Below are 9,797 nucleotides of genomic sequence, written 5' to 3' on the forward strand. Positions count from 1 at the left end.
CGTCAGAGGCAGAAAACGTTGCTTAACGTGAGTTTTCGTTCCACTGAGCGTCAGACCCCTGTTACCGATGCAAGAACAGGGGAGTTTCATGAAATGCCTGTTTAGGAGTGATTAAAGGTAACTTGTGCGCAGAAGGTCAGGTGTGTGGTGGTTAGTACAGACTAGTGAATGTTGTAACTAAACTATATTTTTATTAAAGGCCGGAGGTGGTGTTCCTCCGGCCTTAATTACGTTTCCGTGTTCATTAGTCGATGAACTGGCGGATCAGTTCCAGAATGGCAATCAGCGCGTTTGCAAGCGCCGCTACCGCCCTCAGAACGATGATTAACAGGTTAATCATCCGTTTTCTCCATAAATGGAGTAAAGACACCGTGGCTTGCTCTTACACTGCCTGTCACCACGGCTTCTCTTCGTCTTGTCAGTTGTAGAGAGTCTCACTCCTGCCAGAGCACAGATAACCAGCACCACCTGTATTACCTGTCAGGACTTTGAACCTGTTCATGCCGCATTTAGCGGAATGCAGGGAGAGACTCACCACAGAGCTAACCCTCTGATTATACGTTTATCTAACGTTCAGGCAAACCGTTAACGCACAGTCACTGCCCGTCATATTGCATAATCAGGCTTCACGGATTATCATACTATTGTCAGTTGTAGAGAGTTTCCCTTCCGGGCTGAGTTACCAGCTCGCACCGGAACCGTAAAAAAGCCGACCTCACCAGTCGGTTTTTTTACGTCTGCGGTTTCCCGCTTCGTTTAAATCTATTTTAAATGAATAAATTGTTCTGCGGCAAACCCAACAACATAAGGACGTTAGGGTTGATGGTTGCCGAAATCGCGGTGCGTTACGTGAATTCTGAGGTTTTGCGAGGGGGATTGGGCGCGAGAATTTACGAGAGAGCGCCGGAACAATGCCGGGATCACAAACCATCACCCGTGAAAGAAATCTTCCGGCATTGCCCGGTCAGGTAGTATGACATTCATTGTCAACGGCCATCAATTTATAAGCTGCTTTGCACTTCATAAAAGATCACCACCAGGGCTGCTAAAACAGTACCGATAGCCAGCACGTTAAAAAGTACGTCCTTCATCTTTACGAACGACATACTGATTTGCGTCCTTTCCCTTTTGTCAGCCTTCTCTATCATCCAGCGTTGGTATGAATCACTGTTACTTTTTCTGTCCATGTTCCCCCCAATTCATCAATGAGCACCAGGCGGCCACCAGGCTTCTTGCCAACAAAGTAACGGCCTCGCGGCAGACGTTCGCCAGTCTTCAGCCGTTCGATCCAGTCCTGAAATGCAGGGCGCGGTTTATAGCTGTAGCGGCCAAAATCAGCTAAAGACTGCGTGACCATGACTGTTTGGCAGCCATGCTTTCTCATATCACGAAACGTATTTTCCAGTGCAGCCAGTGTATTCATTTGCACGTTCTCTCTGCTTTTCCCATGAAGATATTAACGACACTCAAAACTAACACCGTTGGCATGATCACGGCAGCATAGCCGACAGCAACGGCCTGATATATGGTCAATGAGTAGTCGGGCTGTTTATACAATACGACTGAAAAAATGCTCCCCAAACAAGCAAGCAGAGTTAAAAACAAGTAATCGACAAATCTGTTTTTATAGATAACCCATGCAACGATGCAGGGATATGACACCAGGCACAGGATAATCGCATTTGTGGTATGCACGTTTCGCTCCTTGTTATTTAAGGGTTGTCAGCCAGATCAAACAGATTGTTCAGGCTGGAACGGAATTGTTTTACCGATGATACCAGCTCCTGACTCCGCGCTTTTTCCTGCGCCAGTTCACGCCGTAGCTGCGCCATCTCGTCTCTGTTACGCTGAAGCTCAAGGATAGCCGTCATAAAGGTTTTGCTGGCTGATGCCTGTCCGGTCGCTTCCTGCGCCTTTTTAATGGCCTGATCTTCGTCGTCATTCGTTCTGATTGTGTAATGCCCCATGATACCCCTCTTTTGCTGTCATTTTTGCGCTGCCGGCGCGAACCCGGGAAGAAACTTTGCTGGCAAAAAACACTGGCCAACAGATGTGACCGGGAAAATTTGCTGGCAATTAATTTTCGATGAAAGCCAGCTCGCAATCGCCGCATTCAATATTCAGTCCGGCTTTGCCCCACACGGCAGCGCCACACCCGCGACACTGATATTTAACTTTATTTCGTTTTGGCTTGTCCTCAAATGCTGCAACTGACAAATCATTGTCATTGCTCCCGGCCATATCATCTGAATGGCTCCCGTTCTGCGGTGACACTGACGGCAGCAGAGCCATAGAAAGCACCGCTTCTATATCAATCCCGGCCTCAGCATTTTGATGCGCCAGAGCAAGCGTTTCGCGCCATTGCTCTATTACGGCGGTCATATCTTTTTGTTGTTCGACCTGGACAGGGAAGCGATCAAACCAGCTCAAAGCAAATTGCCCCTGGAACAGTTCCAGTGTGACGCGCTGGAAGCGGCCACCAGGGATCGGATAGTCATTAATCTTCTGGCCGACTTTCGCACCACCAGGTCTCCCGGTGGAGGAGGGCATAAGTCCGATACTTTCCATTTTTGCCGCCCACTGCGCATTGTGGTACGTCTTACGCGACGGGTTGCCGTAGTGGTACTGCCACATATGGCACTGCTCATGAACCAGCGTTTGCATGACTTCAATAAGCGGGTACACCGGGAAGTATTCAGGATTGAGGGCGATTTCATCAATCATCCTGCCGCTGCCGTCAGCAGCAACAAAGCGCCTGTAACTGAAATAGCCCATTGTGTTCTTGCCGCGCTGGAACGTAATCAGACAGTCAGGGAGTTCGCCGTCAAAAAGGCGCTGGTTATAGAAATCAAACGCCTGTTGTAGCTCGCTGTAAGCGCGTTCCGTGGCTCTTGTCATGCTGAAGTTCGCTTAGCGGCGTTCCGATATTCCTGTAACTCTGCAACAATAGCAGGGAACACATCAGCGCAACGCTGTGCCAGCTTAACCGCCTTTGAACAAACGCCCATACCATGTGCTCTTTTGAGCGCCTCCAACAAATCTGCCAGTTCCTCGTCAGTGATTTTTTCAGTCATCTATTAAGCTTCTCCATTATCTGTATCGTACGATACAGATAATATAAACCACACCTTTGATAGCGGCAATCTTTTTTGCTGGCAATTTCACGCCCAGGGCGGGCATCGAGCGGGTAATATTGCTGGCAAAAATCAACGGCCAAACCGGCTGCAGGAAACTGGTTTGCTGGCAAGCGTGATTTACTGCTGGGCTTGACACCTTGCCATTGTATGACGCTTGTTTTAGTGTCAAATGAACAACCAGCGCGAGAAGAATATAGGAAGCAAAAGCAATGGATATCAAACCTAACTCAGTGATCCACCTGGAGCCAGGCGAAACATTACCCGGCTATACCAATCTGAAACCCGTACCTGATAAGTATTTCGATGAGTTAAAGGCACTCATAAATAAACTCAATACTCAATCCGGTAATATTTACCTCAAGTTAAAACAGATGTACGCCTTTTTGGATCGTTTTAACAAAGAATTTGTGAGCACGTTTACCTCCTGTCAAAAGGGGTGCTCTTCGTGCTGTAAAATGGATGTTCATTTAACCGCGCTTGAGGCAACACATATTGCACAAGCAAGTAAACTTACTGCCAGAGACAACCCGCTTACGACCGGGCATGAGTCAAAATGTCCGTTTTTGTCTGAGAAGGGAACATGCTCAATCTACAATTACCGCCCGCTGTTATGCAGGACATATCATGTACTCACTCCGCCGGAGATGTGTAATGACCTGGATGCACAAGTCATGCAGTATGGTTCTCAAAGCGCGAACATGGGAAATCACATCTACAAAACAATAGCAGAGTGGATCTATTTTCAGACGTATCACTGCACTGGTAAGTTAGAAACCAAAGATATCAGAGACTACTTCCCTTATCCCCGCGAAGATATCCAAAGATTTCTTCACCATAACCCCCCGCGCCCTTTTTGCTAAAAAAAAGCCTCTGACGCAGTGTCAGAGGCTTGTTAGATTACTGTTCGTCACCAGCAGTGCTGGAAGCATCTTTTTTGATGAGAAACTCATCAAGAGAACGGCCAGCTTTTAACGCTTCGTCGATTGGTTTTGGTGTCCGGCCACGACCAGACCAGTATTTCGTTTCGCCGTTTTCATCAAACTGATATTTAGGCGGCGCTTTTGGCAACGTCTTTTTGCGTGTTTTTTGCGCATCTTCGGACAGGCCAAGCAGTTCTTCCGGTGAAAAACCTTCTCCGGCAATCAACTGGAGCAGTTCCTGGCGCTTTCTTTCGCGCTCTGCGCGTTCTGCTGCCTCACGCTCTGCTTCTTCACGACGTTCTTCGATCACGGCGTTAAGCTTTTCCTGCATTTCCAGCAGTTGTTCAAAGCTGGTTTCTCGCGCAAAAACACGAACAGAGCGAATATTCAGGAGTAGCTTTTTTGTTGCGTCAAACGTTTCATTTTCACTCATCGAGTTAATCCTTATTTTTTACTGAACTGAAACCCAAGTTTACCCGTAGTTTTATCCTGCAAAACAATTGCAGCGTCAAACTTTTTCCCGGTTTTATTACTGGTAAAGCCTTTAATCTCTCCGGTTTTACCTTTTTTGATTAATGTCTCAACCTGATTTTGTGTCAGTTTTTTTCCTGACACTTCAGACCAGATTTTAAACTCGCACCCGGAACAGAAAAAGCCTTTAGGCCGGATAATAATTTCTTTACTGCATGAAGGGCAGGGGGCTTCGAGCCGGGACATGGAACCTTCTGATCTGGATTTTGCTTCCATATCCGGTTTGCCGTCTTTGTCCGGGAATGTTGTCTTGCATTCAGGGTAGCAGGAGCATCCCCAGAAAAAGCCATTTTGCCCCTTACGCTTACGCAGGAAACCGTTGTTACAAACCGGGCAGGGCGTGGCATTTGAAGAAATCGAAATTCCGTTCCTGTCCAGCTCGTCGATTAACCCCTGGACGTACTCATCATTTTCCTTAATAAACTCCTCAACTGTCAGCTCTCCGGCTTTGATCTGAGACTGCTTTTCAGCCCACAGAGCGGAGATATCCGGTTTAGTGATTTCAGGAGGCAGTGCAGCGCAAAACTCCTGGCCTTGTTTTGTGGTTTTCCATACCAGCTCCGAATACCCCTTTTCTTTTTCGATGGAGATAAGCCCGGTATTTGCCGCCAGTTTCTCAAGAATACCCGCGCGGGTGGCTTCCGTTCCGATACTGCCACGATCACTGCTGCCCTCGTCTTTCGCTTCCAGCGCCTTTCTGAGAGCCGGATCATCAATGAATTTTGCCGCACTCGTCATGGCGGCCAGTAACGTTGACTCTGTGAAATAGCGAGGTGGTGTAGTCTTTTTCTTGTCCACGTCTGCCGATTCACACAGGCCGCTGTCATTAAATTTCAGCAATGAAAGGTCAAAACCGTCCGTTCCGGCATCTTCGGTTTCGTCCTCGTCATCACTATCCTTACCCAGCGCTTCCCAGCCCTTTTGTACCAGAACGCTCTGTGTGGCCGTAAAGGTATCCCCCTTAATATCAAAGTGGATTTTCGTCTTGTTGCGGATCGCATCCGGGTAGAACAGCCCGATAAAGTAGACGGACACCAGGTTATAAACGTTCCGCTCTTTTTCATTAAGCTGAATACCGGCTCCGCTTTTTGTCGTCGGGATGATGGCGTGGTGCGCCTCAATCTTACTGGCATTAAAGGCTTTGTGTTTCTGGCCTTTATCCATATCTACGATCGCAGACGCCAGTTCGGGTACGGTGGCCGCTATAGCAGTGGCAATATCTCCGGCCTGGTAATAATGCTCATCTGAAAGATAGCGATTGTCAGAACGTGGATAGGTCAGAAGCTTGTGAGTTTCATACAGCCCCTGCATCACATCGAGCGTATCTTTTGCAGAATAACCAAATCGCTTTGCGCAGAGCTGCTGAAGCGTGGAAAGGTTAAGCGGAAGCGGAGGCTTGCTATTTTCCGGCTTTGTCGTCGCGATAGTAACAATAGCATCCTTACCCGTAACACGTCCGGCAATATGCGCGGCCTGAGCTTCGGAGATCAGGCGTTTTTTCTCGTCTATCTGATCGTCGTCTGTTGTCTGATATTTCGCCTTAATCTGATGCCCGTTCATCGACAGACTGGCGAATACATCGTAATAAAAGCTTTCTGTGTGATTCTGGTTCGCCAGCGTGCGCATGTTCACCAGACCAAGAACGGCACTTTGTACCCGGCCAACGTTCAGAACGCCGTCATAGCCCTTCTCACGGCCTTTTAATGTACATCCCCGCGTCATGTTATAGCCAAAACCCTGATCGCACAGGGAACGCGCCAGGGCGCTTAACGTCATACCGCGAAATTTATCGTTAGGTTGTAAATTCGACAGTGATTTTTGCACTGGCGCAAGGTTGAGGTCGGCAACAAGCAGTCGCTGGACGGGTTTCTTGTTTCCGGCATAACCCAGAATCTCATCAACCAGCAAACATCCTTCATCATCGGGGTCGCCTGAATGAACGATGCTGTCGGCTTTATCGATAAGAGACAAAATAATGCGGGTCTGTGCTTCTGATTCAGGCTTGATTTTATATTTTGGCGGATAAACCGCTTTAATGGGTAAATCACTATAACGCCAGTTGGAATATTTGTCGTCATAATCCTGTGGGTCGTAAAGCTCCAGCATATGACCATAACACCAGGTAACGACATCAGAACCGTGTTCAAAATAGCCGTTTTTCTTTTCTGTATTGGGATTTCCGCCCAGTCCTTCAAAAATAGCCTTTGCTAAAGACGGTTTTTCTGCAATAAAAAGTCTCATTAATCAATCCTCAAGGTAACTTGAATAGTCAGGCTGCGCACCATTCTTTTTAAAGATTTCTTCCCTTTCCTCTATGTCTTCTTCTGCCTCCTGCACACTAAGGTCAAGGGTTCCTTTCAAAAAGGCACGCGCATTCTTGATTACATCTACTGTTAATTCGTTTTTTGTTCCGCGAATCATGCCAATAGCAATATTTATTATCTCCTTTATTTCAGCAGGAGTCGTTCTGTCCAGCACCGCGCCAAGTTCTTTAAGGTCAATATTTATATCGTCTGGTAAGTACATTTTGGCACAAGCGGCAGCGGCTTTAGTCCGAAAAGCACCTACAGATATGATTCTGTCAATTCTGCCAGGGCGTTTTCTGATGCGCGGATCAATCCGGTTAGGATAGTTCGTTGAAAAAATAACATATGTCCCGGCAAGATTTCGCGGTGTATCAGCCCCATCAAGAAAACTTAACGTTCCGGCATCAGCCCGATAAAGTTCATCAACCTCTTCAGCTATTATGATAACGGGTATTTTCTTTTGAGCTGCGGCATAGCAAACATCTTTAAAGTAATCATCAGCATAAACAAATACATATTTATCCTGATATTTTGCCCCCAAAGCTTTTGCGATAGTCGTTTTCCCTGTGCCCGGAGGACCAGTAAAAAGCACTTTTCGCATTCCTGACTGACCATAACGGGTGTAGAAATCAATATCCGAAAAGAACTGATTAAAGTCATTCTCCAGCTCATTAAACTTTGGATGAACAGAAAAACGTAAAGCGTTTTCTATTTCTTCCTTCCTTGCCTTACCGTGATAATAAACGCCGTCGTAACACCCGATTTTCCAGATACCTTTACGGGGTAAAGAGCGGTTTAATTTAGCGCGTCCAGCTTCGCAAAGATTATGAAGCATCGACATACTTTTGGTTGTGCCAACTGCGTACTCCATTCTGACTTTAGAGTTAAGAATGAAGCGAATAATATGAACCACTTCATTTTGACCAAGATGAATCCGGTATGCTCCCGAACCATCTTTAAACATAAGCTTTTTAATCCTCCCGGCTTTAGCCATAACAGGGCTACTTCCCGTATGAACGACGGTTGAAGCAACGGGTTCGATATCAAGATTCGAATAAATTTTACGATTCTTTCTGTTTATAAAAATCTCTGCCACTTTAGGATAGTAATCACAATCCTTTACGACAGTACCAAAATTATCTTCACCGTAATATTCTTTATGGAGCCGTAAAGCCTGCTCTACCAGAGTTAATTTACCCATATGCGCACCATGTATATTAAAAACCGTGACGTTGCCTGAAGATTTTCTTCAGGCAGAGGAGGGGTTGGACAAGCGAAGCGCGTCAGTTTTGTTTATGACGCCACTCCCACGGAGGAACGGGATTACTGTCAGCCCACAGGCCGCGCTTCTGTGTCTGAGCTTCCCGTTGCAGAGCCGGTAATGAGTTATCGGTGTTGTACCTGTCATAAACCCATGCAGCCCCTTTTAGCACTTGCTGGCGGTTAGCCTCAGTGCCGTTCGCTGTCACCACTCGTCCCAGGACTCGCCCGTAGCGATCTGTTTGCGTATAAGAGACGGTAACTGATTGCCCTGCCAGCAGGGCTTTAAGTTGATTGGTTGACCAGCGACCAAAGGGTTGTTTTTTTTCCGGTGCATCGATATTTATCAATCGGACTCGAATCGGAACTTCATACACAACAATTTTCGCGGGTAGTGTTTTAACTTCGATGGTATCTCCATCGAGAACGCGAATAACTTTCCCCTGAATCTGAGCAGCACACAATGTAGCTGGCAACAGGGCAACAGCAAAGGAAAGAACATTAAAAAAATGTCTCATTGCTTTCTTCCCTCCCATATTGCTGAGAGTCTTTTAAAAATGGATAAAACGACGACTAAAGCCACTGCGATAACAGCCAACGAAGGAAGTACATAGCTGTATAACTCAACCATGAAATTAATAAACTCAATGAGCGATTGCGGCTTTAAGGAAGCATCCCACAAAACGATAACAAAACGATAAAGCCCATAGACAATTGCCGGAAACCAGACCATAAACAACAAAATTTCAGTAAAAACAGAAGCGACCGATTTGACACTATCGATAATTTCAATTCCGGCAATTCTCACACTTCTTGCATCAGGTACGTTAATAATTTTCATCCTCCCACCCCTGTAAAAAATGTTCGCAAGTTCCAGTCTCAAACCTGAAACTTGCGTATTCACATCAGAATTAAATCAAACAGAATTAAAAGTTTTTCAATCGGCCAAAGCTTGAAATAATTTTACTTACTGTACCTGCATCAGCCGCAGGACATTCATTTAGTTTTTTCTTTCTGGCATCTGCCGTGTGATCGGGTAAAAAACCATGTTTATTCTTTTTCCTGATTGACATAAAACTTTTATACATCGGGTCACATTCTGCCGGACTACTTCCGTCAAGTTTTCCGGCAAGGCATAACACCATTGCACATGGATCGTTCGGGTCGGCCTTTTCCTCAGCATGAGCAGTTCCGGCAGCGAACGCACAAAGCAGCACTGCCGTGGTTACGGTCTTTTTCATATACACCTCATGGATAACGGGCAACTAACGCCCTGCGGTTGTTCAACCCCGGCTCAATAAAATTACAAGAATTTTATTAATCCGGCGTTATCGTGATAAATAAACACTGGTAGTCCGGCAAGAAAAACAGTTCATTTTATAACGATACTGTATGACACCGTTTGCACCGTTCGCCCTCAACCAGTTTTTAGCTGTGAAAAAGTCTGTTCCGTTACTGGTTTCAACAATCACTGAATCAGAATGTGCAACAGAATAAAAAACAGCATCATCGTAAAGGCGGTTTTCAGGCCTGAAATTATGGATAACCTTAACCCACGATGAATTAACCTTGTCTGATTTAATAACTGAGTGACTTTGTTGAATAAATCGAACTTTTGCTGAGTTGAAGGATCAGATCACGCA

Annotated in this window: 15 protein-coding genes; 1 reads left to right on the forward strand and 14 read right to left on the reverse strand. The window is 46.1% G+C overall.

What is annotated here, in order from left to right:
* Positions 1 to 244: 244 nt before the first annotated feature.
* The 7 genes from dqlB to ACOTX7_RS23225 all read right to left on the reverse strand — a co-directional run bounded on the left by dqlB (position 245) and on the right by ACOTX7_RS23225 (position 3,357).
* On the reverse strand, positions 245 to 340 hold the full coding sequence (gene dqlB / locus ACOTX7_RS23195) for a DinQ-like type I toxin DqlB (protein ID WP_000609145.1): 96 nt from the start codon (positions 338 to 340) through the stop codon (positions 245 to 247).
* An 804-nt stretch (positions 341 to 1,144) separates the two neighbouring features.
* Entirely contained in the window at positions 1,145 to 1,423 is a 279-nt protein-coding gene (locus ACOTX7_RS23200; protein WP_001093608.1) for a hypothetical protein, read from the reverse strand.
* Positions 1,420 to 1,695 carry a hypothetical protein gene (locus tag ACOTX7_RS23205; RefSeq protein ID WP_000557557.1) on the reverse strand — a complete coding sequence of 92 codons (276 nt, stop codon included), beginning with the start codon at positions 1,693 to 1,695 and terminating at the stop codon, positions 1,420 to 1,422. The genes ACOTX7_RS23200 and ACOTX7_RS23205 overlap by 4 nt, the downstream gene beginning before the upstream one ends.
* Positions 1,696 to 1,712: 17 nt before the next feature.
* Complete coding sequence (locus tag ACOTX7_RS23210; RefSeq protein WP_000510385.1) at positions 1,713 to 1,967, reverse strand: hypothetical protein; 255 nt, start codon at positions 1,965 to 1,967, stop codon at positions 1,713 to 1,715.
* A 109-nt stretch (positions 1,968 to 2,076) separates the two neighbouring features.
* Positions 2,077 to 2,898, reverse strand: coding sequence for a SprT-like domain-containing protein (locus ACOTX7_RS23215; protein ID WP_000196235.1), 822 nt, complete (start codon positions 2,896 to 2,898; stop codon positions 2,077 to 2,079).
* On the reverse strand, positions 2,895 to 3,074 hold the full coding sequence (locus tag ACOTX7_RS23220; RefSeq protein ID WP_000136657.1) for a hypothetical protein: 180 nt from the start codon (positions 3,072 to 3,074) through the stop codon (positions 2,895 to 2,897). The genes ACOTX7_RS23215 and ACOTX7_RS23220 overlap by 4 nt, the downstream gene beginning before the upstream one ends.
* A 16-nt stretch (positions 3,075 to 3,090) precedes the next feature.
* Complete coding sequence (locus ACOTX7_RS23225) at positions 3,091 to 3,357, reverse strand: hypothetical protein (protein ID WP_032072053.1); 267 nt, start codon at positions 3,355 to 3,357, stop codon at positions 3,091 to 3,093.
* Here ACOTX7_RS23225 and ACOTX7_RS23230 point away from each other — a divergent pair.
* Positions 3,347 to 3,997, forward strand: a complete 651-nt coding sequence (locus ACOTX7_RS23230) for a YkgJ family cysteine cluster protein (RefSeq protein ID WP_000351937.1) — start codon at positions 3,347 to 3,349, stop codon at positions 3,995 to 3,997. The genes ACOTX7_RS23225 and ACOTX7_RS23230 overlap by 11 nt on opposite strands.
* A 37-nt stretch (positions 3,998 to 4,034) precedes the next feature.
* Here the strand turns inward: ACOTX7_RS23230 and ACOTX7_RS23235 are convergent, their stop codons facing one another.
* The 7 genes from ACOTX7_RS23235 to ACOTX7_RS23265 all read right to left on the reverse strand — a co-directional run bounded on the left by ACOTX7_RS23235 (position 4,035) and on the right by ACOTX7_RS23265 (position 9,758).
* Positions 4,035 to 4,490, reverse strand: coding sequence for an H-NS family nucleoid-associated regulatory protein (locus ACOTX7_RS23235; protein WP_001293458.1), 456 nt, complete (start codon positions 4,488 to 4,490; stop codon positions 4,035 to 4,037).
* Positions 4,491 to 4,501: 11 nt separating this feature from the next.
* On the reverse strand, positions 4,502 to 6,829 hold the full coding sequence (topB, locus tag ACOTX7_RS23240; RefSeq protein WP_004199098.1) for a type IA DNA topoisomerase: 2,328 nt from the start codon (positions 6,827 to 6,829) through the stop codon (positions 4,502 to 4,504).
* A gap of 3 nt (positions 6,830 to 6,832) precedes the next feature.
* Positions 6,833 to 8,095, reverse strand: a complete 1,263-nt coding sequence (locus ACOTX7_RS23245; RefSeq protein WP_000517490.1) for an AAA family ATPase — start codon at positions 8,093 to 8,095, stop codon at positions 6,833 to 6,835.
* 82 nt (positions 8,096 to 8,177) lie between these two features.
* Positions 8,178 to 8,672 carry a thermonuclease family protein gene (locus ACOTX7_RS23250; RefSeq protein WP_001215543.1) on the reverse strand — a complete coding sequence of 165 codons (495 nt, stop codon included), beginning with the start codon at positions 8,670 to 8,672 and terminating at the stop codon, positions 8,178 to 8,180.
* Positions 8,669 to 8,995: a hypothetical protein gene (locus ACOTX7_RS23255; protein WP_004208538.1), complete on the reverse strand. Its 327-nt coding sequence runs from the start codon at positions 8,993 to 8,995 to the stop codon at positions 8,669 to 8,671. Before ACOTX7_RS23255 ends, ACOTX7_RS23250 begins: the two co-directional genes overlap by 4 nt.
* Positions 8,996 to 9,080: 85 nt before the next feature.
* Positions 9,081 to 9,395 (reverse strand): TrbM/KikA/MpfK family conjugal transfer protein, encoded by a 315-nt coding sequence (locus ACOTX7_RS23260; protein WP_000754496.1) that lies wholly within the window; start codon positions 9,393 to 9,395, stop codon positions 9,081 to 9,083.
* A gap of 87 nt (positions 9,396 to 9,482) precedes the next feature.
* Positions 9,483 to 9,758, reverse strand: coding sequence for a cag pathogenicity island Cag12 family protein (locus ACOTX7_RS23265; RefSeq protein ID WP_421626168.1), 276 nt, complete (start codon positions 9,756 to 9,758; stop codon positions 9,483 to 9,485).
* Positions 9,759 to 9,797: the final 39 nt, after the last annotated feature.

It is taken from the genome of Enterobacter cloacae complex sp. IR5418 (genome assembly GCF_049238105.1).
GTDB classification, from domain to species: Bacteria; Pseudomonadota; Gammaproteobacteria; order Enterobacterales; family Enterobacteriaceae; genus Enterobacter; species Enterobacter hormaechei.

Excerpts from the sequence above, each read along its gene's own strand:
- dqlB (WP_000609145.1), bottom strand. The coding sequence starts at position 340 with ATGATTAACCTGTTAATCATCGTTCTGAGGGCGGTAGCGGCGCTTGCA.
- ACOTX7_RS23200 (WP_001093608.1), bottom strand. The coding sequence starts at position 1,423 with ATGAATACACTGGCTGCACTGGAAAATACGTTTCGTGATATGAGAAAG.
- ACOTX7_RS23210 (WP_000510385.1), bottom strand. The coding sequence starts at position 1,967 with ATGGGGCATTACACAATCAGAACGAATGACGACGAAGATCAGGCCATT.
- ACOTX7_RS23215 (WP_000196235.1), bottom strand. The coding sequence starts at position 2,898 with ATGACAAGAGCCACGGAACGCGCTTACAGCGAGCTACAACAGGCGTTT.
- ACOTX7_RS23220 (WP_000136657.1), bottom strand. The coding sequence starts at position 3,074 with ATGACTGAAAAAATCACTGACGAGGAACTGGCAGATTTGTTGGAGGCG.
- ACOTX7_RS23230 (WP_000351937.1), top strand. The coding sequence starts at position 3,347 with ATGGATATCAAACCTAACTCAGTGATCCACCTGGAGCCAGGCGAAACA.
- ACOTX7_RS23235 (WP_001293458.1), bottom strand. The coding sequence starts at position 4,490 with ATGAGTGAAAATGAAACGTTTGACGCAACAAAAAAGCTACTCCTGAAT.
- topB (WP_004199098.1), bottom strand. The coding sequence starts at position 6,829 with ATGAGACTTTTTATTGCAGAAAAACCGTCTTTAGCAAAGGCTATTTTT.
- ACOTX7_RS23245 (WP_000517490.1), bottom strand. The coding sequence starts at position 8,095 with ATGGGTAAATTAACTCTGGTAGAGCAGGCTTTACGGCTCCATAAAGAA.
- ACOTX7_RS23250 (WP_001215543.1), bottom strand. The coding sequence starts at position 8,672 with ATGAGACATTTTTTTAATGTTCTTTCCTTTGCTGTTGCCCTGTTGCCA.
- ACOTX7_RS23255 (WP_004208538.1), bottom strand. The coding sequence starts at position 8,995 with ATGAAAATTATTAACGTACCTGATGCAAGAAGTGTGAGAATTGCCGGA.
- ACOTX7_RS23260 (WP_000754496.1), bottom strand. The coding sequence starts at position 9,395 with ATGAAAAAGACCGTAACCACGGCAGTGCTGCTTTGTGCGTTCGCTGCC.